This window comes from Rhodococcus spongiicola, assembly GCF_004011835.1.
Lineage (GTDB): Bacteria > Actinomycetota > Actinomycetes > Mycobacteriales > Mycobacteriaceae > Prescottella > Prescottella spongiicola.
Genome location: NZ_RKLN01000003.1, coordinates 639,496 through 664,537 on the forward strand (window position 1 = coordinate 639,496; position 25,042 = coordinate 664,537).

Consider the following 25,042-nt stretch of genomic DNA (forward strand, 5'->3'; position numbering starts at 1 on the left):
AATAGAGTGTGATGGTGACTACGTGGGTTCCCGACGTCCTGGGTGACGGATATCAGCAGCTGACAATCCCCTTGGGTGCCGATCCGGACGGGGAGGGCGATGCCGAGGCCACCCTGGTCCGGTACCAGCCCTCCGAGATCACCGGCACCCGGGCGGTACTGTACGTCCACGGGTTCACCGACTACTTCTTCCAACAGCATCTGGCCGAGCACTTCGCCGAGCAGGGCTACTCGTTTTTCGCTCTCGACCTGCGTAAATGCGGACGTGCCCTGCGCCCCGGACAAACCCCGCACTTCGTCACCGACCTGAGGATGTACGACGCAGAGCTGAACGAGGCGCTTCGCCTGGTGCGTGAACAGATCAGCGGTGGCCAAGTGCTGCTGGTCGCGCATTCGACCGGCGGCCTGATCTTGCCGTTGTGGCTGGACCGGCTCGAGCGCAAGCCCGGCGGATCCGCGGGCGCAGGTGTGGGCGGACTCATCCTCAACAGTCCTTGGTTCGACCTGCACGGGCCCGCAGTCTTGCGCAGCGCGGGTACCACCGCGGCGATCGACGCGCTCGGACGAGTGTCGAGCAAGAGGCCCGTCCCCCTGCAGAGGCTCGACACTTACGGCTCGAGCCTGCACGTCGACGCGAACGGCGAATGGGAATACGACCTCGACTGGAAGCCCCTGAAGGGCTTCCCGATCACGTTCGGCTGGCTGCGTGCGATCCGGCGCGGCCACGCGCGGCTGCACCAGGGCCTCGATGTCGGCGTCCCGTCACTGATCCTGCGGTCGAAACAGACGGTGCGCGCGCCCAGCTACCACCCGACCGTCGACGAGGCCGACGCCATCCTCGACGTCGACCAGATCGCGCGCTGGGCCGGTTGCCTCGGCAACCGCACGACGATCGTGCCGATCGAAGGCGCCCGCCACGACGTGTTCCTGTCCACCGCGAAGCCGCTCGCCGCCGCGTTCCACGAAGTGGACCTGTGGCTGGCCTGGCTGCACGCGCACCACCTCACGGACGCCGAGACCCGGGAGACGGAGGCTTCCGCGTGACCCACTTCGACATCGCGATCATCGGCACCGGATCCGGCAACTCGATCCTCGACGAACGCTTCGACCGCAAGAAGGTCGCGATTCTCGAAGAAGGAACCTTCGGCGGCACCTGCCTCAATGTCGGCTGCATCCCGACCAAGATGTACGTCTACGCCGCAGAAGTGGCGCGGACGATCACCGAGTCGTCGAAGCTCGGCGTCGACGCAACCCTCGACGACGTGCGCTGGCACGACATCGTCAAGCGTGTCTTCGGCCGGATCGACCCGATCTCGGCGGGCGGCGAGCGGTACCGGACCAACGACTGCGCGAACGTGACCGTGTACCGCGGGCACGCCCGGTTCGTCGGAGCGCGGACCATCGACACCGGCACCGGTGAGGTCATCACCGCCGACCAGGTCGTCATCGCGGCGGGCTCGCGGCCCACCATCCCAGCCGAGATCCTCGACGCCGGCGTTCGCTATCACACCAACGACGACATCATGCGCCTGCCGGCACTGCCGGAGCGGCTGGTGATCCTCGGATCCGGGTTCATCGCGGCCGAATTCGCGCACGTGTTCTCCGCGCTGGGCGTCCAGGTATCGATCCTCGGTCGCAGCGAGCGTCTGCTGCGGCATCTGGACCGCGACATCTCGGATTGGTTCACCGAACTCGCACACCGCAAGTGGGACGTACACCTGGGCAACCCCATGGTCGCCGCCCGGGCGGCTGACCGCGGCGGTGCCGGCATCCAGATCGAACTATCGGACGGCACCGTCGTCGCCGGTGACGAACTGCTGGTTGCGGTGGGTCGGACCCCGAACGGCGACCGTCTCGACGCCGCGCTCGGTGGTGTCGCGGTCGACGAGTCCTGCCGGGTGATCGTGGACGAGTACCAGCGCACCACCGCCGAGGGGGTCTTCGCCCTCGGCGACGTCTCGTCGCCCTACCAACTCAAACACGTTGCGAACCATGAGATGCGGGTGGTCCAGCACAACCTGTTGCACGACGCCTGGAAGGACACTGACGCCTGGGACAACACTGCGGTCGACTCGGTTTCACGCTTGCGCCGCACCGATCACCGATTCGTACCCTCGGCAGTGTTCACCGACCCGCAGATCGCCGAGGTGGGAATGACCGAGGAGCAGGCCCGCGAGGCCGGCCTGGACATCACAGTCAAGGTGCAGAACTACAGCGACGTCGCGTACGGCTGGGCGATGGAGGACGACGAGGGCTTCTGTAAGGTGATCGCCGAGCGCGGCACCGGCCGACTGCTCGGCGCGCACGTCATCGGAGCCCAGGCCCCCACCGTGATTCAGCCACTGATCCAGGCAATGAGCTTCGGGTTGTCCGCACAGGACATGGCCACCGGCCAGTACTGGATCCACCCGGCGTTGCCCGAAGTCGTCGAGAATGCGTTGCTCGGTCTCGATATCTGAGCTGTTGCTCAGCGGCTGGGTTCCTCCCACCACCGGACCCCTCGCACAGGGTGTCCGATAGCCTCGAGAAGGCGCCATTCCGAGGGCTGAGCAAGACTCAGCCACAGGCCTTGGTTGCGGTTCCGGGTTGGCCGATCGAGTCGCTTCAGGGCTCATCCGAGCCGCCGAAGACGAGCTGCGGTGTCCCCATAACCGGTTCGTCGGGGTGTAGTTGCTGCTGCAAAGCCGAGATCCCAGCAGCGTCCAGCGTGCCGTCACCGTGGACTTGGCACGCCCAATCGAAGCTCTCAGTAGACCAAGCGATTTGGCGCCCGTAGGTCTTCACCGTCCACGGCTCGGTCGAGCGTGGCCGTCGGATAAGCCAGCCGGTCGACCGATCCGGACCGAGCGTCGCCGAGAAGGCACCTGATTGTCGGTCGATCGAATCGATGAAGCGTGGAGTGAAATCGGTCATGACCGGAACGTGTATCGGTTCTGCCGTGACGTTCTCGCGGAACCACTGCGTCGCCTCCATATCGGGTGTGTCACCGCGTCCGGCGCCGGCGCGGGATTCGCCGTCGGTGACGACCGGGCCATCCCATGTGAACAGCGACGGATCCAGAGGCTCACCAACGGTGACGTCGGTGTAGGCAGCGCCGTCGATACCGTCGCCGGAATGCTGTCCGAGGACGGCGCCGCTGTGGGCGTCGACTATGAGGCGTAGTGACGGTTTCGGCAGGTTGCGGCTCTCACGTGGGGCCAGATCCACCGACCAGCAACGGCGGCCGAGGAACTCGAGATCGGTCACGGGTCCGGTCGGTCGGGCATGATGGCGACCGACCCAGTGGGTGACCGGCGGGGTGATGGCCAAGTGGCGGCCGGGACCGGGGGATCTCACGTTCCTCACCTCCGTACAACGTGGCCGGGCCGGATCAGCGGTGAAGTCCCATGCTGTGGTGCCATCGCTGACGAACCACACTTCGCCGTCGATCGATTCGATTCGGGATCGGCGGCCCCACCGGTAAAGGCGAACCCCGTCGCGGCGCATCGGCAGGAAGATAGGTTCCTCGCCGTAAGTCGCGTAGTAGAAGTGGAATGGCTTGTCGGAGTTCCGGTACGGAAGGACAACGCCGTGGACCGGTTGTGTCGGCCCGTCGGCCATGCCCACCAGCATCTGCACCCATTCGGTCATTGATACCTCCGGTTCGTGTACGTTTTCGGGGACACATCGGCCCCGGGAATGCGCGAGGGTTCAGACGTCGCCGGGGCTCAGACGTACAGCACTCCGCCGACGGCATCCGACGCCGGCGGATACGCGCGGGTGTCGGCCTGCTCGATCAGTAGTGGCCGCACGTGGGCGAGGAAGTTGTCCAGCCGAGCGCCTTGCTCGTCGTAGAGTCTCAGGCGCTCAACCAGGGTCAGGCCGGGGTAGTCGACGTGCCGGAACCGGACTTGGACATGGCCGTGCGGCCACTGCCCGACGTAGGTGGCGGACACCTCGTCCACGCTGTCCGAGAACCGCACTCCGTCCAGACCGCGCAGGCAGTGCGCCACGTAGGAGCCGTGGTCGAGCGGCTCGGGCCCTACCGGCCAGCACCGGTCGGTGATGTCGATGCCCTCGACCTCCACCGGATGCACCTTTCCGTCCACCCCTGCTGTGAGCACTGAGCGCCCGCGGCCGGTCCGGGTTTCCGGCGTGGTGACCATCCAGAGCCGCCCGGCCGCGGCCGCGCCGTCGGTCACTCGCATCCCGGACAGGTTGATCTCCGTCGCCGGCACCGAGGCGTCGGGACTGTACGCCCGCACGATCGAGGTGCCGGGGCGAGCCGTGACAGTGCCCCAGTGCCAACGAAGCGCAGCGTCCATGGCACGTTTGCGCCGGTGCGCCTCGTTGTACGTGGTGTCGGCGTACTCGCTGGTGTACTCGACCGGGCGGTCCTGCAGGCACGGATGCGTGTCGGGTCCGATTCGCTCCGGGATCGTCCCGTCCAGCGGCACCTGCAGCACCGAGGAGCTGTACCGAACCTCGAACCCGGCCCCGAGGTTTCTCATCGCCGACGTCGGAACCCGCTCCCACGGATCGTGCTCGACCCCGACGAACAGCGACGACTCGTCGAACTCGAACGACACCGTCGCCGCAGCGTCAATGACAACACGGCGGGTACCGCCTTCGGGCAGTGCAACCAGCAGCGTCGGTGGCCGCGGCGAGCGGCGCGGCGGGACGTCGGGTGTGGATGCAATGTCGCGACGCCGTCGCGTACTGCTCGAGCACCATGCGCCGGTCTGCCCGGCGCAGATCAGTTGGTGGCCTTGGGTGTACTCGGCATGGATGATGCCGTCGACACCGACCCGCACCAACGGCCCGTCTCGATGGTTCTGGACCCATACACCGTCGGCCTCGATCTTTCGTTGCCTCGCACCCTGTGGGCCTGGAGGAAGATCGGTCCACGACACCAGATGCCCGAACCGCTCGGTGTATGGGTCGTACAACGCCGCGACCGGTTGGGTCTCATCGACCACCCATACGTGGCCGGAAGAGAAGAACACACTGCGTGGGCGCAGGAATCTGCGCTGAGGATCGGCGCTCATGCGCCTTTCTGCCGAGTCATGTCGGCTACCGTACCAGCCATGGCGGTTCGTGTATTGCCAAGGCCGCCTTCGGGTCGGGTAGCCACGCCTGCCAGCGCCGAGGAACCACTGCGGGGAGCAGACACAACCCGGCACAGATCCACGCCACAACGATCCACCCCGCCCGAATCGCGTTCAGCATGTGCACGAATCCAACGCGGATCGGCGGTGTGGCCTACTTCCGGTGAGACAGCGCCCGCACCACGCCGTCGCCGATCGACTGCAGGACCTGCACGATCACGATGAGCACGACGACCGCGACCAGCAGCACCGGCGTGTTGAACCGCTGGTAGCCGTAGACGATCGCGAAGTCACCGAGCCCCCCACCGCCGATGACACCGGCCATTGCCGAATACCCGACGAGCAGAACCACAGTCAGCGTTGCGCCGGCGACCAGCGCAGAAACCGATTCCGGCAGAAGCACTTTCCGCACGATCTGATCGTTGGTCGCACCCATCGCCTGAGCGGCCTCGACGCGCCCGACGGGGACCTCGCGCAGCGCAGCTTCGACGACACGCGCGTAGAACGGGATCGCACCGATCGTCAACGGCACGATCGCCGCGTCCGGGCCGATCGCGGTGCCGGCGCTCACCGGCTCGTCACGGTGTCAAGGCGCTGCCCGTCCATTTCTCGCTGATCTTGGCGTACGTGCCATCATTCTCCGCTCTCGCGAGCCATTGGTTCACCCGTTGCTGCAAGCCTTGGTTGCCCTGCGGAATCAGGTACGCCTTCTGTTCAGAAGTGAACGGGTGGTCCACCGTGTCACCACCGCCGCATAGCCGGGGGTTGTTCTTGGTCTGGTATCGAATCTCGCTGGCATCGGTGATCATGACGTCCGCCTGATCGTTCGTCAGCTGCTCGAAGATTGTGTTGTTGTCCGGGTACACCAAGATCTGGGCCTGCTTGATGTTCGCCCGGTCGAAGTCATAATTCGTTCCGCCGGGGTTTACTACGACTCGCACACCTGGCTGGTCGATGGTGGCCAGGGATGTGTATTGCGAGGCGTCCTCGCAGCGCACGATCGCTGCCTTACCGTCCTCGAGCAGGGGCGCGCTGAACAGCGCCTGCTGCGCACGATCCGGGGTGATGGTGATCCCGCCCACCGCCATGTCACACTTGGCGCCCAAGTCTTGCATCAGGGTTGCCCACGTCGTCTGCACCAGATCTAGCCTGACGCCAAGGTCTTGCGACAGGGTCTGGGCCATGTCGATATCCAGGCCACTCCAATTCCCTTGTAGATCGAGATGAGTGAAGGGAAGATAGTCGCCCGTGCTGCAGATCTGGATCGTGCCGCTTTGCACGATTTGCTGGATGTCGCGTTCGGAGCCGGCGGGCGCCGCGCTGTTGGCACCGAACACCGCGCTCGACATCGCGAGCAGCGTCGATGCGGCGCCTGCGAATGCGCGCTTCAGATGTTTCATTGGCTTTCCTCACTCCCGGGGTGATGACCCGAACCCGAATAGAGTTGGGAGAGTTGGGCGGTTTGGTGCTTTTCGCCGATCACCGACAGGACCGCAAACCGAGGTCAGCGTGCCGCGATCAGCAACGTACTCGAGGTGGTCAGTGGACGCCCGACATGAGTCGACTCACCGTGGGGGCGAGTGCGAACAGGCCCACCCCAACCAAGACTGCCATCGCGCCGGTGATCCCGAAGTAGGCAAATTCACGGGAAGGATCGTAGAAACGGGCCAGGACACCCGACATCGCGGTGCCCAGACCGGTGGAGAAGAAGAACAGGGCTATCATCTGGGCCCGAAAGGCCTCCGGCGCAAGCTTCGTGGTCACCGAAAGGCCAATCGGCACGAGTGTCAGTTCGCAGATCGCGAACACCGCCAGGATGCCGACCACCGACAACACGGGCACGGTCTGACCCGTGGTGCCGGCCATAGGCAGGAACAACAGGAACGCCACACCCATACCGATCACCCCGTAGGCGAACTTGCGCGGGGTGGTCGGGGCGCGGTTGCCCAGCCGGGTCCACATGATCGCGAAAAGGGTTGAGAGTGCAATGCTCCAGACCGGTTCGACGGAGCCGATCCAGTTGGGCGGCGCGTGCCAGCCGTAGATGGACCAGTTGATCCGCTGATCGGAGTAGACAGCCAATACGGTGAAGATCTGCTGAAACAGCGAACAGAACACCACATTGGCGATGAACAGCGGGATGAACGCCCGCACCCTAGTGCGTTCGAGGGAGCTCACCCTGGAGCTGGCCAGGATAATCGCGAAGTAGATCACCGATGCGATGGCGAGGACAATGGTGGTGACCTCGGACAGGTTGGCCAGCTTGACCAGACCGGTGGCAAACACCACCACGATCATCACCCCCACCGCCGCCACCACACCGATCACCCAGCCGATGGCACTTCGCGACAGAGGATTGGGCACAGTGCGGCCATGGGTGCCCAGGTTGCGCCGGAATACCACATACTGCCCGAGTCCCAGCGCCATGCCGATCGCCGCCGCTGCAAAGCCGTAGCGGAAACCGATATGCGTCTGCAGCAGCCCCATCACCAACGGTCCGGTAAAGGCGCCCAGGTTGATGCCCAGGTAGAACAGGGTGAACCCACCGTCGGAGCGGGCGTCGCTCTTGTCATAGAGTGCGCCCAGCAACGACCATGTGTTGGCCTTGAGTGCCCCTGAGCCCAGGGCCACCAGCACCAGGCCGACACCCACGCCAGTCAGTCCCGGGATGGCGGCCAGGGAGATGTGACCGCACATGATCACGACGCCGCCATAGAGCATCGTGCGTTCCATACCGAGCAGCCGGTCGGCGATCCAGCCGCCGAGCACCGTCGACAGGTAAACCAACCCGCCGTAGGCACCCACGATGCCGGTGGCGGTGGTTCTGGGCAGCTCCAGGCCGCCCAGGCTCACGTTGTAGTAGAGGTAGTACCCCAGGATGGTCAGCATCCCGTAGAACGAGAACCGTTCCCACATTTCCACCAGGAACAGGTTGGTCAGGCCCACCGGATGTCCGAACAACTTGCGTTCGGCCGGCTGACCCTGCGTTTCCGCCACAACCATGTGGCCACTCTGGCACAGACTTTATTGAGAGTCACTAAAGGTAGGACCAGAAGTTCGGGTCCCGAGATCAGTACCAGCGCTTGGTGTGCCAGGCACCGACGGAGTCGGGCAGCCATGCCTGCCACCCGGCCAAACCCACCGCCAACAGCGCGGCAGGGATGAAGTAGACGAACACGTTCTGCGGAGCGCCCGCGACGAACGAGCCGACAGAGCCGAGAACGAGCACAGCGGCGACGAGCCCCGCGAGCCAGCGCCGAGAAAAGACCGCGGGGAGCAAACACAGCAACGACGGAACCGCCGACGCGGCCACGATCGGCGGCCCGTAGCGGCCCGCAACCGATTCCTCGCACTCTGCGCCGGGCATGACCCCGTTGCTCGGGTAACCCAGCTCGCACGACGTGATCGAGAGCATCGGGCTCGTCGCTGCGAGCACGCCCAGCCCGGCGCAGATCCACGCCACAACGATCCACCCCGCCCGAATCGCGTTCAGCATGTCCGCGAATCTACGTGGGCCGGCGGCGCGAACCTACTACTTGCGGTGAGACAGCGCCCGCACGACGCCGTCGCCGATCGATTGCAGGATCTGCACGATCACGATGAGCACGACGACCGCGACCAGCAGCACCGGTGTGTTGAACCGCTGGTAGCCGTAGACGATCGCGAAGTCACCGAGCCCCCCACCGCCGATGACACCGGCCATTGCCGAATATCCGACGAGCAGAACCACAGTCAGCGTTGCGCCGGCGACCAGCGCAGAAACCGATTCCGGCAGAAGCACTTTCCGCACGATCTGACCGTTGGTCGCACCCATCGCCTGAGCGGCCTCGACGCGCCCGACGGGGACCTCGCGCAGCGCAGCCTCGACGACACGCGCGTAGAACGGGATCGCACCGATCGTCAACGGCACGATCGCCGCGTCCGGGCCGATCGCGGTGCCGACGATCAACCGGGTCACCCCGATCAACGCGATCATCAGGATCAGGAACGGCAGCGAGCGGAAGACGTTGACGATCGCGCCGAGTACCGCGTTGACTACGCGCTGCGGCCACAGCCCGCTGGGCGAGGTCACGTGCAGCACCACGCCGAGGAGCACACCACCGATGACGGTGAGCACGAACGAGATTCCCACCATGTAGAGGGTCTCTTGCGTCGCCTCCCACACCTCGGGAAGCGAGTCGTACCAGGACATCTTGTTCATGCGACGACACCCCCGGTGGCTGTGCCGGCCCAGTTCGGTCCGTCGACCCGGGCGTCGGAGCCCCAGGACAGCGTGACGTTCGGCTGGGCGTCGACGAACGCGTCGACGTCCGCGCGGGCCACACCGGGACCGAAGCGAAGGCACAGCCGGCCGACGGTGACCCCGGCGACCTGCTCGACCCGCCCGCCGTCGACCGAGATGTCGGCGTCCAGCTTGCGGACGAGTTGCGCGAGCCATGGCCCGCGGGCCTCGTCGCCGATAGTGGTGACGACCGCGGTGTCGGTGCCGTCCCCCTCGGACGGACCGACACCGACCGGAACGATCGCGTCTCCCAGCACCGATCCGGGTTCGCTCACCAGGTCGAGAATCCTGCCGGCTTCGGCGATCCGGCCGTCCGCCAGCCGGGCCGCCGAGGTGCAGATGCGACGCAGCACACCCAGTTCGTGTGTGATGAGCACAACGGTGACGCCGATCGACCGGTTGAGCTCGGCCAGCAGATCCAGCACTTGGTCGGTGGTGGTGGGGTCGAGAGCACTGGTCGCCTCGTCGCACAGCAGTACGTCCGGCTCGGACGCGAGAGCGCGGGCGATGCCGACCCGCTGCTGTTGTCCGCCGGACAGCTGCGACGGGAAGGCCTTTTCCTTGCCTCCGAGGCCGACGAGATCAATCAGTTCGTCGGCGCGGGCCCGTCGCTGCTCGCGGTCGAGACCGGCCAGCTCCAGTGGGAACTCGATGTTGGCTCGCACGCTCCGCGCGTGCAGCAGGTTGAACTGCTGGAACACGGTGCCGATGCGACGGCGCGCGGCACGAAGACCCGCACCAGTCAGCTGCGACAGATCGTCACCCCGCAACACGATTCGGCCGCTGGTGGGACGTTCGAGCAGGTTCAGGCACCGCAGCAGCGTGGACTTGCCAGCGCCCGACGGTCCCACGATCCCGAAGATCTCCCCCTCGGCGACCTCGAGATCGACCCCGCGCAGAGCCGCGACCTCCCCCGCCCCGCCGGTGGCGGGGAAGGTCTTGACCAGGTTCTCGATGTCGATCATCAGTTAGTGGCGATCATCAGTTGGTTGGGTTGACCGGGACCACGGAACCGGAGTAATTCTCCTCGATCCAGGCAGCGGTCTCCGGGGAGACGAGCGCCTCGGCGAGAGCCTCGACGCCAGGATCGTTGGCGTCGGCGGAACGGACGACGAACAGGTTCGAGAACGGGTTGCCCTCCACCTCTTCCGAGAACAGCGCGTCCTCCGCCGGGATCAGTCCTGCCTCGATCGCGTAGTTGGAGTTGATGATCGCGGCGGTGATCTGCGGGTCGTCCAGGTTGCGGGCCAGCTGCGGGCGCTCGATCTCGACGAACTTCAGATTCTTCGGGTTCGCCTCGACGTTCGCCTGGGTGATGACGGACAGGTCGGCGTCGTCGAACGGCTTGTCCATCTCGATCAGACCGGCGGACTCGAGCAGGTAGAGGCCGCGGGCGAAGTTGGTGGTGTCCTTCGGCAGCGCGATGCTCGCCCCGTCGCCGATCTGGTCGACAGCCGTGACCTTCTCCGAGTACAGACCCATCGGCTCGAGGTGGACGTCGGCGACGGAGACGAGGTCGCTCACGCCCTTCTGCTGCTGCCAGTCCGCCAGGTAGGGGGCGTGCTGGAAGAAGTTGGCCTGAACGTCGCCGGCGACGAGCAGCTCGTTCGGGTCGATCTCACCGGTGACCGGCTTGATGTCGAGCTCGACGTCACCGAGAACACCGGAGTCGACGATGTGCTCGAGGATCTCGACGTGCGGGGTGCTCGACGCGGAGATCGTCAGCGTGTCCTCGTCGCTGCCCGTCGAGCAGGCGGCCAGGCCGACGCTGAGCAGTGCGGCGGCAGAGAGTGCGGCGGTGCGGCGTAGAAACATCGAGAAATACCTTCCGGTGGACATGAGCGGGTCCTTTCCCAACGGGCACGTAGGACAACAGGCGCTGTGACATTTGGATGCCCGATGGGAGAAAGTTCACAAAAGGATGCGGGACGGCCGTTGAAGTGCCGTCGCGCGAACCTGTCTCGTCTCAGCGCCAACGCATGCAACAACAACGACCACGCATGAGCGTCGTGACGTCAGGCGTTGCAGGGCTGCGCATTGGCGTCCTTTCCGGACGAAATCGTGTACCGACACCCCGGGGGGTGTGGCATGTCGGCGATGGAGGCTAGCGCGACGGCCACCGAGAGTTCAAGTCCGAGATTCGCCCACGGCGACGAACGACGAACGCCGTTTTGCGCCCAGCCTCGCGTGAAGGTAGCGTGCACCGCTCGGTGGCGTATGCCCTTTGCCCGGTACCGATGACCGAATACACACGACCTCTTCCCGGTACCGATGACCGAACACACACGATCGAGGTGTTCTGCCTCACTGGAACGGAGTTCGATGACGGACGTCGCAATGAAGGTGGATCGTGCCCGCGACGGGTCGACCCTGGCGGCGCTGCGGAGTCCGCGACGTCTCAGGACCGAGGTACTCGCGGGCCTGGTCGTGGCACTGGCGCTGATCCCGGAGGCGATCTCATTCTCGATCATCGCCGGGGTCGATCCCCGAGTGGGCCTGTTCGCCTCCTTCACGATGGCGGTGACGATCGCGATAGTCGGCGGGCGCCGGGCGATGATTTCCGCCGCGACCGGAGCCGTCGCGCTGGTAGTGGCACCGTTGGTGCACGAACACGGACTCGACTACCTGATCGCGGCGGTGATCCTGGCCGGGGTACTCCAGATCCTCCTTTCCGTGCTCGGCGTGGCGCGGCTGATGCGGTTCATACCCCGCAGCGTGATGGTCGGGTTCGTCAACGCGCTCGCGATCTTGATCTTCACAGCTCAGCTGCCATACCTGATCGATGTCCCGTGGCTGGTGTATCCCATGGTCGCGCTCGGCCTGGCCATCATGGTGTTCCTGCCCAAGATCACCGCCGCGGTGCCTGGACCCCTGGTCGCGATCGTCATGCTGACCGCGACGACCGTCGTACTCGGACTCGGCGTACCGAATGTCGGCGACGAGGGTGAGCTTCCGTCGAGCCTGCCGGCCCTGCTCTTCCCCGACGTACCCCTGACCGTTGAAACGCTACGGATCATCGCCCCGTACGCATTGGCCGTGGCGCTGGTGGGGCTGCTGGAATCGTTGATGACCGCCAAACTCGTCGACGACATCACCGACACCCACTCCGACAAGACCCGTGAGGGCTGGGGCCAGGGTGTGGCCAACGTCGTCACCGGATTCTTCGGCGGCATGGGTGGATGCGCGATGATCGGGCAGACCATGATCAACGTGAAGGTCTCCGGTGCCCGAACACGCATCTCCACGTTCCTGGCCGGCGTCTTCTTGCTGATTCTCGTGGTCGGTCTCGGCGATGTCGTCGCGCTGATCCCGATGGCGGCGCTCGTCGCGGTCATGATCATGGTGTCCGTCGGCACCATGAACTGGCATTCGATCTCCCCGAAGACGTTGCGGCGTATGCCCCGCAGCGAGACCGGCGTCATGCTGGCGACGGTCGCCGTCACGGTGGTCACCCACAACCTCGCGTACGGGGTGATCGTCGGTGTGATCACCGCCATGGTGCTGTTTGCGCGCCGGGTCGCTCACGTCACCTCGGTCGAGCGAGTCACCGAGATCGACATCGATGACGACGGAACGGTCGACAGCCGGACCTACCGCGTGCGCGGCGAATTGTTCTTCGCCTCGAGCAACGATCTGATCTACCAGTTCGACTACGTCGGTGACCCAGCCCACGTGATCGTCGACTTCTCCGAAGCTCACATCTGGGACGCGTCCACCGTCGCCACACTCGATGCCATCGAGGCGAAGTACGCCACGCACGGCAAGTCCGTTGAGTTCCGCGGACTAAACGTGGGCTCGGCAGACCGTCACGCCAGGCTCTCCGGTCACCTCGGCGAGGGCCACTGAGGTCACCAGGACCCGGTCCTGAGCACGATCTCGCTCGCCAACTCGGCGGCCGCCTTCGCGGGGACGTTCTCGATACCGTCGAGTTGGACGATCCGGAACTCCGAGTAGGCGTACCGACCGCTGGCTTCGGCGCACGGCCGACCGAGCGTGCTGCCGACGACGACGGTGGTCGGTAGCTCGACGGCGGGGCACACCGCGTCGAGCACGGCCCCGTCCACATCGGGAACGGCCGGATGTCCACGGTCCGCGACGACAAGGCTCGCAAACCGCCCGAACGTCTTCGCGGCCAACCGCCACGCGAGTTCCGCCCCCGCGCCGGCACCGACGAGATTGACCCACGGCAACTTCAGTTTGTCGAGCAGCGCGATAACCGACGCCTCGTCGAGTCCGTAGATGCTCTCGATGGCGACGGTCCGCAGGTCCGAATCATGCAGTCGCGCACAGACGGCGTCGAACACGTCGACCGGGTCGCCGGCGTCGGGCAGCAACAACACCGCGTGCCGACTCTCGGGACCCCCGACACGGACCCTCACGGTCCCGCTCCCCACGGCAACGCTCGTCGACTCCATGCCTGGAAACGGTACGCGCTCCATGTCACGAAATCGGCCGCTTAGGAGGGATAGATCCTGTCGATGATCGCCCGCGCCATGGTGGTCGCCGGGCCCTGCCCGTTCGCGGCCCGCGCCAGGTTGGTCCACACCACCAGCGTCACGTTGTTGTCGGGATCGTGCCCCATGAACGAGTTGAATCCCGAAATCTCGCCGGCGTGCCCGTATAGCGGGCCGACTTTGGCAATCCCCCAACCATATTCGGCAGCATCACTATCCGGGCTGGTGGGCTGCACGCTACCCAGACGATCGGCCTGCAGGTCCGCGTTGAGCAACTGGCCGCCCACCAAATCCTGCACCCACGTGACGAGGTCGTTCGCGGTGGAGATGGCGGCGCCGGCTGCCCACCCCCATGACGGGTTGGTGTCGGTGACGTCGGTGGGCGCGAGTGTGCCCGCTTCGACGGCGTCCTGCACGTCCTCGGGTAGCGCCGGGTCGGTCATGGTCTGCATGTTCGTCCCGTACATGTAGCCCTGCGGGTAGGGCGCCGGGATCGAACTGTCGGCGATGTCGGGAAACGAGGTTTGGCTGAGTCCCAGCGGGCCGAACAGTCGCGACTGCAAGATCTGCGGCAGCGGCTTGTCGTCCAAGCTCTCAGCGATGAGGCCGAGGAGCACGGTGTTGGTGTTGGAGTACTGATAGCGCTCGCCCGGCGGAAAGTACGGTGGATTAGCGAACGCGAGTGCCAACAGTTCCTCGGGCTTCCACTGCCTCTGCGGGTCGTTGTCGAGCGCCTCGTTCAATTCCGGGGTCTCTGTGTAGTTGAAGAGCCCGCTGCGCATGTCGAGCAGTTGCTCGATCGTGATGTTGTCGCCGTTCGGGACGTCCGTGCGGTACTTCGACACCGGATCCGTCAACGCGATCTTGCCTTCCTGCACGAGCTGCAGGATCACCGTGCCGATCATGGTCTTGGTGTTGGACCCGATGCGAACATGGTCGACGGCGTCCACCGGGATGTCCTCATCTCGGGTCCCGGTGCCGTACTGCACAGTATGGGCGCCGTCGGGCGTCCTGAGGATCACGACAGCCCCGGGCACTTGAAACTCTCGCGCCACGTCTTCAACCAGCCCGTTCAGGGTCTCGGTGTCGATGTCCCGCAGCGCGGTTGTCGGAGACGTCTCCGTCGCGGGTGTGGTCTCCTCACTCGACTCGGTCGACGTACATCCCGCGATCACGAGCGCGGACAGCGCCACTGCGCCGATCAGTCGGACGGTCGAAGCTCTCCTCAAGGCAGCACGCATGTCGCTTCCTCCTTGTCGGCGCGGTCGCCGGTGACGTAAGGGATCCTAGGGCGGATGCCTCGTACGCGCGCGAAAGCGGCGAAACGCCCTACGGACCATCACTTTCGGTTGACCCGCGTTTGATCGTCTCGTGCCTCGAGCCCAGCGAGGACGCGATGGTCGGCAGACCCGGACGTGCGCCGGCCTCGAGAATCGAGAGGACGGCGGCGACGTCGAGGTGCTGTTCGACGAGGTCCGCCAACAGGTCCAGCTGGGCCTCCCGGATCCGCGCGACATCGGTGTCGGGGGCGACGACGAATCCGTGCCGACCGGCGTCCTCCGCAACGTCGGCGAGGAAGCGGCGTCGGTAGCGGTCGTTTTCGAGCAACCCATGCCAGTGCGTTCCCCGGACGCTTCCCCGGACGCTGCCCTCCTTGCTGCCATCGGCCGCGCACAGTAGCGGGGCGTCACCGTTGCGCCGGACGCGCCCGTGGTGAATCTCATAGCCACACAACGGGATTCCATCTGAGTCACCATCGACCCGCGCAAGCACTTTGTCAGCCGCGAACTCGATCTCGAGGTCGAGCAGGCCCAACCCCGGCACCGCACCCGCGTCGGATTCGACAGTGTCGTCGATCACCGCGCCGAGCATCTGGTAGCCGCCACAGATACCGAGGATGGCGCCGCCGTTCGCGGCGCGCCGGACAAGTGCGTCGGCGATTCCGCTGCGCCGCAACCACTCCAGGTCGGTGACGGTGGACTTGCTACCAGGAACGACGACGAGGTCGACGTCGATCAGGCGCGAGGGTTCATTGACCCAGTGCACCGAGACACCAGGCTCGCACGCGAGCGCCTCGACGTCGGTGGAATTGGAGATGCGCGGTAGCCGGATTGCCGCGACCCGCAGCCACTCCTCGCCGACCGGCGGCTCGGGCCGGCCGACGGGGGCGTCGCCGACTACACCCAGCGAGTCCTCGGCGTCGAGCCACAGGCCGTCGGCGAACGGGATCACACCGAGGGTAGGGCGACCGGTGAGCGCCTCGAGTTGGTCGAGTCCCGGCCCGAGGAGGCTCACGTCCCCGCGGAACTTGTTGACTACGAATCCGGAGATCAGGGCCTGGTCCTGCGGCGAGAGAACTGCGACGGTGCCGAAGAGGTGGGCCAGAACTCCCCCGCGGTCGATGTCTCCGACGACGATCACCGGTAACCGTGCGGCCTGCGCGAGCCCCATGTTCGCCAGGTCGGTGGCCCGCAGGTTGATCTCGGCGGGTGAGCCTGCACCCTCGCAGATCACGACGTCGAACTCGTCACGCAGCGCCTCGAGCTCGTCGGCGACCACACCGCGCAGCCATTCGCGGTGGGTCATGTAGTCGCGGGCACCGACCGTGGTGACCGCCTTCCCCCGGACCACCAGCTGCGATGTGCGGTCACCGCCGGGTTTGAGGAGCACCGGGTTGAACCGCACGCTCGGCTCGAGCCCACACGCCCGCGCCTGCAAGGCCTGGGCCCGGCCGATCTCCCCGCCGTCGAGGGTGACGACGGAATTGTTCGACATGTTCTGCGCCTTGAACGGTGCCACCCGCACACCGCGTCGTGCCAGCATTCGGCACAGCCCTGCGACAAGGACGCTCTTGCCGGCATCGGAGGTGGTGCCCGCGACCAGCAGTGCCCCGCTCACGCCCGGGGCAGGTCCCGAACTCATGGCAGCGGCGGGCCCCGGCATTACGGGAGCGTGAGGATCTCGGCGCCCTCGTCGGTCACGACGATGGTGTGCTCGAACTGGGCGGTCCACTTGCGATCCTTGGTCACGACCGTCCAGCCGTCCTCCCAGATGTCGTAGTCGACGGTGCCGAGGTTGATCATCGGTTCGATCGTGAACACCATGCCCGGTTCGATGACGGTATCGACATTGGGCTGGTCGTAGTGCAGGATCACCAGGCCGTTGTGGAAGGTCTCGCCGATGCCGTGGCCGGTGAAGTCCCGCACGACGCCGTAGCCGAAACGGTTGGCATAGGACTCGATGACGCGGCCGATCACGTTGAGCTCGCGGCCCGGTTTGACCGCCTTGATCGCACGCATCGTGGCCTCGCGGGTGCGCTCGACCAGCAGGCGGTTCTCCTCGGAGACGCCGCCGGCGAGGAAGGTCGCGTTGGTGTCGCCGTGGACGCCGCCGATGTAGGCGGTGACGTCGATGTTTACGATGTCGCCGTCCTGGATCACGGTCGAGTCGGGGATGCCGTGGCAGATGACTTCGTTGAGCGACGTGCAGCACGATTTCGGGAAGCCCCGGTATCCGAGCGTCGACGGGTAGGCGCCGTGGTCGCACATGTACTCGTGCGCGATACGGTCCAGCTCGTCGGTGGTCACGCCGGGCGCGACCGCCTTGCCGGCCTCCTGCAGAGCCTGTGCGGCGATCTTCGCGGCCACTCGCATCTTCTCGATGGTCTCGGGCGTCTGCACCCACGGCTCGTTGCCCTCGCGGGCCGTCGCCTTCCATGCGTACTCGGGCCGCTCGATCCCCTTGGGCACCGTGAGGGTCGGCGAGACGGTTCCGGGAACGAGGGCGGTGCGAACAGACATGGGTCCAGGGTAGACCGGCACCCTGACGGGGCGACGACGTGTCTGCTTGGTGGTGATCCCAGGCAGTTTGGTTAACAGATCCCGCACCTGCCCCGCACTAGGTGGTGTTCGGCCAGGCTCGAGGCCGGCCTTCAGTGGGCCCGTGTCACACGACGGCTTTTGTGCACCAAGGGCTTTCGCAACACTCTCGGTCTGAGCGCCCATTCTTCGCTCCGATCGGCACAATTCAGGAGAAACAGGCAAGAAATGGGCGCTCAGGAAGAGGCCCCAGAGGCTCTAGGCGGTAGCTTGACGATGGTGACCACCATCGCTCCACTGCTCGCGGTCGGCGCGGCAGGCATCGTCGCCGGCACGCTCGCCAACCGCGCGATCGATCGGATGCAACGCGAGACAGCGCAACCGGATGCCGATCCACGCTGCCGATGCCAACTGGATCCACCCTCCCCACTCGTCACGGACAGGCGCATCCCGGTCGCAGTGGTCGATACCTTTCTGCACCGCGGGACGTGCGCGTGTTGCGGGCGACGCCAGCGCCTGCGTCCGTTGGTGGTGGAACTGTCGACCGCGGCATTGTTCGTCGTCCTGACGGTGCGTTTGGTGTCTCTCGACCTGCTCCCGGCGCTGCCGGCCTACTTGTACTTCGCTACCGTCGCTGTCGCACTCACCGTGATCGACATCGACTGCAAACGTCTGCCGAATTTCCTTGTGTTGCCGTCGTATCCTGCGGTCTTCACTCTCCTGGCGTTCGCGGCGGCCGTACAGGGTGACTGGCCGGCACTGCTGCGGGCCGCTGTCGGGGCGGCTGCGCTCTTCGGGTTCTACCTCGTCCTTGCGCTCGTGCACCCCGCCGGCATGGGTTTGGGCGACGTCAAGCTCGCGGGTGTCATCGGGGCTGTTCTCGCCTTCGTTTCGTACGGCGCCTTCGTGCTCGGTGCACTGCTCGCGTTCGTGTTCGCGGCGATCGCCGGAGCCGTGCTGTTGATCACCCGACGCGCGCTCGTCGGGACAACAATCCCCTTCGGGCCCTACATGATCGCGGCAGCACTCGTCGGCGTGGTCGCAGCAGAACCACTCGGGCGTGCCTACCTGAGCTGGCGGACCGGAGCCTGAAACGACTCAGTCGAGCAGGACGGTGGCGAACGTCGCGACCTGGGTGAATCCCACCCGCGCGTAGGCTCGTCGCGCCCGCTCGTTGTAGCTGTTGACATAGAGGCTCGCCACCCGCCCCCGTGCCATGACGGCCTGTGCCACGGCCGCCGTTCCGGCAGCACCCAATCCCTCACCCCGACGGGCCGGATCGACCCAGACCCCCTGGATCTGCCCGACAGCGGCCGACATGGAACCGACCTCGGCTTTGTAGACCACTCGGCCGTCCTCGAACCGTGCCCACGCCCGTCCGGACGAGATCAGGTTCGCCACCCGCCGGCGGTAGCTGTGCCCACCGTCGCCGGCTCGCGGATCGACCCCGACCTCTTCGATGAACATTGCGATCGCGGCGGGCAGGTACGCGTCGATCTCCCCCATCCGGACCTGGCGCACATGCGGATCGGGCCGCACCCTGGGACGGGCATCGAGCGCGAGCAATGGTTGCTCCGAACGGATCTCGCGCGGCGAACCCCATTCCGACTCGAGGACGTCCCACAGCGGCAGCGTCAACTCGGCGCGGCCGACGAGGGAAGAGCACATTCGAGGGAACCTGCTGGCACGGTCGGCGAATGCACGAAGGTCGTCGGTGCCACCGAGCAGTGGAATCAGGTTTGCCCCAGCGAAACACAGCGACTCCGCGGGTCCCCCGCGGCTCCACATCTCGCCCTGCAGCACACGCGGGTCCAGGCCGGACTGCTGAACACGGGCGGCTACCATGCACGCCGCGACGGGGTCGGTTTCGAGCACCCGCAAGACCTGGGAGATGTCCCGACCTCCCAGCTGCCTCGCTCCGAGGAGTTTGAGCACTTGCGCACCCCTTTCGCCCCCGTGCCCGTCCGTTGACACCGCTCTGCGTGCTGGCCCGTCAGCGTAGGCCTGTCAGCGGATCCGCACCTCGCCCGATCCGGGAACCACACTGCCACGAAGGGCCCCGAGGTGGGGAGATTTCAGCTGACGGTGACAACCGGTGCTCCGCTCGCCTCCCCACCTTCCATCTCCTCCGCTATCCGCATTGCCTCCTCGATGAGCGTCTCGACGATCTGGGCTTCCGGGACGGTCTTGATGACCTTGCCCTTGACGAAGATCTGGCCCTTCCCGTTGCCGGACGCCACACCGAGGTCCGCCTCCCGCGCCTCACCGGGACCGTTGACGACGCAGCCCATGACGGCAACCCGCAGCGGGACCTCCATGCCCTCGAGGCCCGCGGTGACCTCGTTCGCGAGCGTGTAGACATCGACCTGCGCGCGCCCGCACGAAGGGCACGAGACGATCTCGAGCTTTCGTGGGCGCAGGTTCAGGGATTGCAGGATCTGCGTGCCGACCTTGATCTCCTCGGCGGGCGGCGCCGACAGCGAGACCCGGATCGTGTCGCCGATCCCCTCGGACAGCAACGCTCCGAACGCGACTGCCGACTTGATCGTCCCCTGGAACGCCGGGCCCGCCTCGGTCACACCGAGGTGCAAGGGGTAGTCGCACTGGGCCGCGAGCTGCCGGTACGCCTCGACCATGACGACGGGATCGTTGTGCTTGACCGAGATCTTGATGTCGCCGAAGCCGTGTTCCTCGAACAGGCTCGCCTCCCAGAGCGCGGACTCGACGAGCGCCTCCGGGGTGGCCTTGCCGTATTTCTGCATCAGGCGCGGATCGAGCGAACCGGCGTTGACGCCGATGCGAATCGGGATACCGGCATCACCGGCCGCTTTCGCGACCTCCTTGACGCGGCCGTCGAACTCCTTGATGTTGCCGGGGTTTACGCGGACCGCAGCGCACCCGGCGTCGATCGCAGCGAATATGTACCGCGGCTGGAAGTGGATGTCGGCGATCACCGGAATCTGACTCTTCTTCGCAATCGTCGCGAGCGCGTCCGCGTCCTCTTGACGTGGGCAGGCGACCCGGACGATGTCGCATCCGGATGCCGTCAGCTCGGCGATCTGTTGCAGTGTCGCGTTCACGTCGTGCGTCTTGGTGGTGCACATCGACTGCACCGATACCGGGTAGTCGCTGCCGACGCCGACGCCCCCGACCATCAACTGACGCGTCTTGCGTCGCGGCGCAAGAACCGCGGGGACTTCGGGCATCCCCAAACCGACCGGGCTGGTCACGTTTCGCCTTCTTTCGTTGGTACGGAGCAAGTCTATCGTTCGAGCACTTGCCGGAGCCGCGTCACGGGAACAGCTGGATCGGGTTCACGATGTCAGCGGTGAGGGCCAGGATCATGTATGCGCCACCGAGGACGACGAACACATAGGTGAGCGGCATCAGCTTCATGTAGTCGACAGGAGCACCGGCCGCCAGGCCTCGTACCTTCCGGATCGAGTTGCGGAACTTCTCATAGACCGTGACCGCGATGTGGCCCCCGTCGAGCGGCAACAGCGGCAGCAGGTTGAACATGCCGAGGAAGAAGTTGAGCGTCGCCAGCAGCAGGACGAACGCTTCCCAGATCCCCCGCTCGGCGAACTCACCACCGATGACGGAGGCACCCACCACGCTGACCGGGGTGTCGATCGCGCGCTCGCCCCCGGTCACCGCGGTCCACAGATCGGCAACCTTGCCGGGCATCTGGGTCAGCGCGTGCGCGGTCTGGACGAACAGGTCACCGGTGTAGGAAAGGCTCGCCGGGACAGCCGGCAAAAACGCGTACTGCACGGTCCGCGGCGGACCCCCGACCCCGATTGCGCCCACCTCCGCAGACACCGGCGGCAGCGGATCCTCCACGGTGGACCCTGGAGGATTCACCCAGCGCTGCGCCTGCTGGATCTGTACCGGGATCACCAGCGTCTGCCCGTCTCGGTCGACGGTGAAGTCGGCCGTCCCCGACAGCGGCTGTGTCGCGTCCACGAGGTCGCCGAACGTCGCCGTCTCCTGGCCATTGACTGCGGTGATCACGTCACCGACGCGGATACCGGCCTCGGCGGCCGGTCCGACTCCCGAGCACTCGGAGAGCGCGTAGTCGTCGTCCCTGCCCGCCTGTGTCGGAGACACACACGTCGTGCTCTCCACCACGGCGCGGGTCTCCGTGTTCGGCAGACCCCAGCCGACGGCCAATACGACGATCAGCATGAACCCGAGGGCGAAGTTCATCGCGATGCCCGCCGACATCACGACGATGCGCTTCCACGCCTTCTGCTTGTACATCGCGCGGTCGACCTCGTCGGGCGCGAGTTCGTCGATCGCGGTCATGCCGGCGATGTCGCAGAAGCCGCCCGCCGGAATGGCCTTGAGGCCGTACTCGGTCTCGCCGCGGCGGAACGAGAAGATCTTCGGGCCGAATCCGATGTAGTAGCGGCGCACCTTCATGCCGAGCGCCTTGGCGCTCCACATGTGACCGGCCTCGTGCAGCGCGATCGACAAGCCGATGCCGAGGGCGAACAGCGTGACCCCGAGAGCGAAGACCATCGCGTTCTAGCCCTCCTGCTTCACGAGTTCACGCGCCCGTGCTCGAGCCCATCCGTCGGCTGCCAATACGTCGTCCACGTTAGCGGGAGGCGCCGACCATTCCCCGCCCGTCGCGAGAACCCGTTCGACGGTACGGACGATCGAGGGGAAGCGCAGTGCCCCGTCGAGGAATGCCTCTGCGGCGACCTCGTTGGCGGCGTTGTAGACCGCGGGCATGCAGCCGCCCGCCTTACCTGCCTGCCGGGCCAGGTCGACGGCCGGGAACACGGCTGCGTCGACCGGCTCGAAGGTCCACGTAGACGCCGTGGAGAAGTCACAGGCGGGGGCAGCCCCCGGAACCCGGTTCGGCCAACCGAGTGCGAGCGCGATCGGCAGCTTCATGTCCGGCGGGCTGGCCTGCGCCAACGTCGAGCCGTCGACGAACGTGACCATCGAGTGCACGATCGACTGCGGGTGCACTGTCACGTCGATCCGGTCGTAGTCGATCCCGTACAGCAGATGTGCCTCGATCAGCTCGAGCCCCTTGTTCACCAGCGACGCCGAGTTCAGTGTGTTCATCGGCCCCATGGACCATGTCGGGTGCGCGCCGGCCTGTTCGGGTGTGACGTCCTCGAGTGCCTCGGCCGTCCATCCGCGGAACGGTCCACCAGACGCGGTGAGGATCAACCGTTCGACCTCCTCGGCGCGTCCACCGAGCAAGCATTGCGCGAGCGCCGAGTGCTCGGAGTCCACCGGCACGATCTGGCCCGGTGCGGCGGCCGCAGTGACCAACGGACCGCCCGCGACGAGTGACTCCTTGTTCGCCAGCGCGAGTCGGGCGCCCGATTCGAGTGAAGCGAGCGTCGGTTCGAGACCGAGGGAACCAACGAGCGCGTTGAGCACGACGTCGGCCTCGGTCTCGCGAACCAGTTCGGTGACCGCACCGGAACCGGACAGCACGCCCGGCAGATCCAGCTGGGCGGCGGCGGCCGCATCGGACACGGCGACCCGGGTCACCCCGGTCTCGCGGATCTGGCGAGCGAGCAGGTCGACGTTCCTTCCACCCGCCGCGAGCCCGACCACTTCGAACCTGTCGGGATTGGCGGCGATGATCTCGAGGGCCTGGGTGCCGATGGAACCGGTACTGCCCAAGAGCAGGACGCGAGTCGGTTGAGTGTCTGCCACGCTCCTATTGTTCCTGATGGAACCTGAGAGAATCACAGCAGAGCGGGTACGCGACGACGCTGGGACCCCGCTTCGTACGACGCGCGGTCGTATGCCACGATATGCGGAGATAGCGCATTCGCAAGATCAGGAGGATCGAACCGTGGCCGGTACCGAGCTGGACCCCACCTCGTACGACCCCGTCGTTGCCGGGCACGTCGACACCGCCGAGGTGCCCTCGGCCGCATGGGGCTGGAGCGGCGAGGCCCCGCGGCTGTTCCGTTTCGCCGGCTGGTTCTTCGCGGGCTTCCTGCTGCTGATGATCATCGGCAACCATGAGGGTCGGGTCGAGGACTGGTTCCTCGTCGGCTTCGCCGGCCTGATGGTCTTGGTGCTGGTGCGTGACATGATCCTGCGGCGCAAGCCCCGGTAGTCTTTCCGACCTACAGATCCGGCGCCGACACCGCCCATACGTCGCGTCGACACTTCCGGCGAAGGCCCCGCACCATCGAAAGGTGCGGGGCCTTCGTCGCTGCGGGCATCCGGTCAGTTCTCCGCGGCCAACTGCCCACAGGCCGCGGCGATCTCCTGACCCCGGGTGTCTCGGACGGTGCACGAGACGCCCTGCGCCTGGACGCGGCGCACGAACTCACGCTCGACCGGCTTGGGGCTGGCGTCCCACTTGCTGCCCGGCGTGGGGTTGAGCGGAATCAGGTTGACGTGCACCAGTGGCCCGAGCGCCTTGTGCAGCTTCTTGCCGAGCATGTCGGCACGCCACGGCTGATCGTTGACGTCACGGATCAGCGCGTACTCGATCGACACGCGACGGCCCGACTTGTCGGCGTAGTAGCGCGCGGCGTCGAGGACCTCGGCCACGGGCCAACGGTTGTTGACCGGGACCAGGGTGTCGCGCAGCTCATCGTCCGGGGTGTGCAGCGACACCGCCAGGCGCACCGAGAGTTCCTCGTCGGCGAGCTTGCGGATCGCCGGTGCGAGTCCGACCGTCGAGACCGTCACCGCACGCTGCGAGATACCCAGCCCGTCCGGCGTTGCAGACGTGATCCGCCGCACCGCCGCGACGACCCGCTTGTAGTTCGCGAGCGGCTCCCCCATGCCCATGAAGACGATGTTCGACAGGCGTCCGGGGCCGCCCTCCACCTCGCCGTCACGCAGCGCCGCCGCTGCGGCGCGCACCTGGTCGACGATCTCGGCGGTCGAGAGGTTGCGGGTGAGCCCAGCCTGGCCGGTCGCGCAGAACGGGCAGGCCATGCCGCAACCCGCCTGGCTGGAGATGCACAGGGTCGCCCGATCCGGGTAGCGCATCAGGACGCTCTCGAGCAACGTGCTGTCGTTCGCCCTCCAGAGGGTCTTGCGGGTCTGTCCGGCATCGCAGACGACATGCCTCACGACGGTAAGCAGCTGCGGGAACAGGGCAGATCCGACCTGATCGCGCATCGCGGCGGGAAGGTCGGTCATCTTCTCCGGATCGGACTCGAGCCGACCGTAGTATTGGCGGGCCAGCTGGTCGGCACGGAATCCGGGCAGACCCAACTCCTTGACCGCCTCCTTGCGCGCTTCGGCGTCGAGGTCAGCGAGGTGGCGCGGCGGCATTCCGCGGCGCGGCGCGTTGAAGACGAGGGGAAGGGAACCGGAGATCGCAGCCATAGTGCCGGGATTCTCCCATTTGCCTTTTTCATCCCTCCGGTCGCACTGGCAGCACGGACGCACCGATGCG

Annotated in this window: 23 protein-coding genes; 5 read left to right on the forward strand and 18 right to left on the reverse strand. The window is 66.2% G+C overall.

Annotated features, from left to right (window positions below; translation table 11 throughout):
• Nucleotides 1-14: 14 nt before the first annotated feature.
• Both EF834_RS10990 and mtr read left to right on the forward strand, forming a co-directional pair.
• The gene (locus EF834_RS10990; RefSeq protein WP_206615237.1) at nt 15-1,043 is read left to right on the forward strand and encodes an alpha/beta hydrolase; all 1,029 of its coding nucleotides are present in this window, start codon (nt 15-17) and stop codon (nt 1,041-1,043) included.
• Nucleotides 1,040-2,458 (forward strand): mycothione reductase, encoded by a 1,419-nt coding sequence (mtr, locus tag EF834_RS10995; protein ID WP_127947220.1) that lies wholly within the window; start codon nt 1,040-1,042, stop codon nt 2,456-2,458. The genes EF834_RS10990 and mtr overlap by 4 nt, the downstream gene beginning before the upstream one ends.
• A 145-nt stretch (nt 2,459-2,603) precedes the next feature.
• Here mtr and EF834_RS11000 read toward each other — a convergent pair whose 3' ends face one another.
• The 9 genes from EF834_RS11000 to EF834_RS11040 form a co-directional block, all read right to left on the reverse strand.
• Entirely contained in the window at nt 2,604-3,629 is a 1,026-nt protein-coding gene (locus EF834_RS11000) for a hypothetical protein (protein ID WP_127947221.1), read from the reverse strand.
• Between the two features lie 77 nt (nt 3,630-3,706).
• The gene (locus EF834_RS11005) at nt 3,707-5,026 is read right to left on the reverse strand and encodes a hypothetical protein (RefSeq protein WP_127947222.1); all 1,320 of its coding nucleotides are present in this window, start codon (nt 5,024-5,026) and stop codon (nt 3,707-3,709) included.
• Nucleotides 5,027-5,240: 214 nt separating this feature from the next.
• Nucleotides 5,241-5,657, reverse strand: coding sequence for an ABC transporter permease subunit (locus EF834_RS11010; RefSeq protein ID WP_235871101.1), 417 nt, complete (start codon nt 5,655-5,657; stop codon nt 5,241-5,243).
• A 7-nt stretch (nt 5,658-5,664) separates the two neighbouring features.
• Entirely contained in the window at nt 5,665-6,486 is an 822-nt protein-coding gene (locus EF834_RS11015) for a transporter substrate-binding domain-containing protein (protein ID WP_127947223.1), read from the reverse strand.
• A gap of 139 nt (nt 6,487-6,625) precedes the next feature.
• Nucleotides 6,626-8,089, reverse strand: coding sequence for a peptide MFS transporter (locus EF834_RS11020; RefSeq protein ID WP_127947224.1), 1,464 nt, complete (start codon nt 8,087-8,089; stop codon nt 6,626-6,628).
• Nucleotides 8,090-8,156: 67 nt separating this feature from the next.
• Nucleotides 8,157-8,582 carry a hypothetical protein gene (locus tag EF834_RS11025; protein ID WP_127947225.1) on the reverse strand — a complete coding sequence of 142 codons (426 nt, stop codon included), beginning with the start codon at nt 8,580-8,582 and terminating at the stop codon, nt 8,157-8,159.
• 36 nt (nt 8,583-8,618) lie between these two features.
• Nucleotides 8,619-9,287, reverse strand: coding sequence for a methionine ABC transporter permease (locus EF834_RS11030; RefSeq protein WP_127947226.1), 669 nt, complete (start codon nt 9,285-9,287; stop codon nt 8,619-8,621).
• Nucleotides 9,284-10,333, reverse strand: coding sequence for a methionine ABC transporter ATP-binding protein (locus EF834_RS11035; RefSeq protein WP_127947227.1), 1,050 nt, complete (start codon nt 10,331-10,333; stop codon nt 9,284-9,286). Before EF834_RS11035 ends, EF834_RS11030 begins: the two co-directional genes overlap by 4 nt.
• Before the next feature lie 16 nt (nt 10,334-10,349).
• Nucleotides 10,350-11,207, reverse strand: coding sequence for a MetQ/NlpA family ABC transporter substrate-binding protein (locus tag EF834_RS11040; RefSeq protein ID WP_235871102.1), 858 nt, complete (start codon nt 11,205-11,207; stop codon nt 10,350-10,352).
• 483 nt (nt 11,208-11,690) lie between these two features.
• Between EF834_RS11040 and EF834_RS11045 the strand changes: the two genes are divergently transcribed.
• Nucleotides 11,691-13,214 carry a SulP family inorganic anion transporter gene (locus tag EF834_RS11045; protein WP_127947228.1) on the forward strand — a complete coding sequence of 508 codons (1,524 nt, stop codon included), beginning with the start codon at nt 11,691-11,693 and terminating at the stop codon, nt 13,212-13,214.
• Nucleotides 13,215-13,216: 2 nt separating this feature from the next.
• Here the strand turns inward: EF834_RS11045 and EF834_RS11050 are convergent, their stop codons facing one another.
• The 4 genes from EF834_RS11050 to map form a co-directional block, all read right to left on the reverse strand.
• A complete protein-coding gene (locus EF834_RS11050) occupies nt 13,217-13,783 on the reverse strand; it encodes an alpha/beta fold hydrolase (RefSeq protein ID WP_127947229.1) in 567 nt (188 codons plus the stop codon).
• A gap of 41 nt (nt 13,784-13,824) precedes the next feature.
• On the reverse strand, nt 13,825-15,063 hold the full coding sequence (locus tag EF834_RS11055) for a serine hydrolase domain-containing protein (RefSeq protein ID WP_127947230.1): 1,239 nt from the start codon (nt 15,061-15,063) through the stop codon (nt 13,825-13,827).
• 88 nt (nt 15,064-15,151) lie between these two features.
• Complete coding sequence (locus EF834_RS11060; RefSeq protein ID WP_235871103.1) at nt 15,152-16,765, reverse strand: cobyric acid synthase; 1,614 nt, start codon at nt 16,763-16,765, stop codon at nt 15,152-15,154.
• Nucleotides 16,765-17,622: a type I methionyl aminopeptidase gene (gene map, locus EF834_RS11065; protein ID WP_127947232.1), complete on the reverse strand. Its 858-nt coding sequence runs from the start codon at nt 17,620-17,622 to the stop codon at nt 16,765-16,767. Before map ends, EF834_RS11060 begins: the two co-directional genes overlap by 1 nt.
• A gap of 297 nt (nt 17,623-17,919) precedes the next feature.
• Here map and EF834_RS11070 point away from each other — a divergent pair, with 297 nt between their 5' ends.
• The gene (locus tag EF834_RS11070; protein WP_235871104.1) at nt 17,920-18,732 is read left to right on the forward strand and encodes a prepilin peptidase; all 813 of its coding nucleotides are present in this window, start codon (nt 17,920-17,922) and stop codon (nt 18,730-18,732) included.
• 6 nt (nt 18,733-18,738) lie between these two features.
• Here EF834_RS11070 and EF834_RS11075 read toward each other — a convergent pair whose 3' ends face one another.
• The 4 genes from EF834_RS11075 to dxr all read right to left on the reverse strand — a co-directional run bounded on the left by EF834_RS11075 (nt 18,739) and on the right by dxr (nt 23,328).
• Entirely contained in the window at nt 18,739-19,575 is an 837-nt protein-coding gene (locus EF834_RS11075; protein WP_127947233.1) for a GNAT family N-acetyltransferase, read from the reverse strand.
• A gap of 140 nt (nt 19,576-19,715) precedes the next feature.
• Nucleotides 19,716-20,870 (reverse strand): flavodoxin-dependent (E)-4-hydroxy-3-methylbut-2-enyl-diphosphate synthase, encoded by a 1,155-nt coding sequence (ispG, locus tag EF834_RS11080; protein WP_127947234.1) that lies wholly within the window; start codon nt 20,868-20,870, stop codon nt 19,716-19,718.
• Nucleotides 20,871-20,931: 61 nt separating this feature from the next.
• Nucleotides 20,932-22,164, reverse strand: coding sequence for a M50 family metallopeptidase (locus tag EF834_RS11085; protein ID WP_127947235.1), 1,233 nt, complete (start codon nt 22,162-22,164; stop codon nt 20,932-20,934).
• A gap of 6 nt (nt 22,165-22,170) precedes the next feature.
• Nucleotides 22,171-23,328: a 1-deoxy-D-xylulose-5-phosphate reductoisomerase gene (dxr, locus tag EF834_RS11090; protein WP_127947236.1), complete on the reverse strand. Its 1,158-nt coding sequence runs from the start codon at nt 23,326-23,328 to the stop codon at nt 22,171-22,173.
• Between the two features lie 142 nt (nt 23,329-23,470).
• On the opposite strand from dxr, the gene EF834_RS11095 reads away from it, so the two are divergent.
• A complete protein-coding gene (locus tag EF834_RS11095) occupies nt 23,471-23,740 on the forward strand; it encodes a DUF2631 domain-containing protein (RefSeq protein ID WP_127947237.1) in 270 nt (89 codons plus the stop codon).
• A gap of 113 nt (nt 23,741-23,853) precedes the next feature.
• On the opposite strand, the gene rlmN is transcribed toward EF834_RS11095, so the two are convergent.
• A complete protein-coding gene (gene rlmN, locus EF834_RS11100) occupies nt 23,854-24,963 on the reverse strand; it encodes a 23S rRNA (adenine(2503)-C(2))-methyltransferase RlmN (RefSeq protein ID WP_127947360.1) in 1,110 nt (369 codons plus the stop codon).
• Nucleotides 24,964-25,042: the final 79 nt, after the last annotated feature.

Coding starts and splice junctions, on each gene's coding strand:
- EF834_RS11000 (WP_127947221.1), bottom strand. CDS start 3,629: ATGACCGAATGGGTGCAGATGCTGGTGGGCATGGCCGACGGGCCGACA.
- EF834_RS11005 (WP_127947222.1), bottom strand. CDS start 5,026: ATGAGCGCCGATCCTCAGCGCAGATTCCTGCGCCCACGCAGTGTGTTC.
- EF834_RS11015 (WP_127947223.1), bottom strand. CDS start 6,486: ATGAAACATCTGAAGCGCGCATTCGCAGGCGCCGCATCGACGCTGCTC.
- EF834_RS11020 (WP_127947224.1), bottom strand. CDS start 8,089: ATGGTTGTGGCGGAAACGCAGGGTCAGCCGGCCGAACGCAAGTTGTTC.
- EF834_RS11025 (WP_127947225.1), bottom strand. CDS start 8,582: ATGCTGAACGCGATTCGGGCGGGGTGGATCGTTGTGGCGTGGATCTGC.
- EF834_RS11030 (WP_127947226.1), bottom strand. CDS start 9,287: ATGAACAAGATGTCCTGGTACGACTCGCTTCCCGAGGTGTGGGAGGCG.
- EF834_RS11035 (WP_127947227.1), bottom strand. CDS start 10,333: ATGATCGACATCGAGAACCTGGTCAAGACCTTCCCCGCCACCGGCGGG.
- EF834_RS11040 (WP_235871102.1), bottom strand. CDS start 11,207: ATGTCCACCGGAAGGTATTTCTCGATGTTTCTACGCCGCACCGCCGCA.
- EF834_RS11045 (WP_127947228.1), top strand. CDS start 11,691: ATGACGGACGTCGCAATGAAGGTGGATCGTGCCCGCGACGGGTCGACC.
- EF834_RS11050 (WP_127947229.1), bottom strand. CDS start 13,783: ATGGAGTCGACGAGCGTTGCCGTGGGGAGCGGGACCGTGAGGGTCCGT.
- EF834_RS11055 (WP_127947230.1), bottom strand. CDS start 15,063: ATGCGTGCTGCCTTGAGGAGAGCTTCGACCGTCCGACTGATCGGCGCA.
- EF834_RS11060 (WP_235871103.1), bottom strand. CDS start 16,765: ATGCCGGGGCCCGCCGCTGCCATGAGTTCGGGACCTGCCCCGGGCGTG.
- map (WP_127947232.1), bottom strand. CDS start 17,622: ATGTCTGTTCGCACCGCCCTCGTTCCCGGAACCGTCTCGCCGACCCTC.
- EF834_RS11085 (WP_127947235.1), bottom strand. CDS start 22,164: ATGGTCTTCGCTCTCGGGGTCACGCTGTTCGCCCTCGGCATCGGCTTG.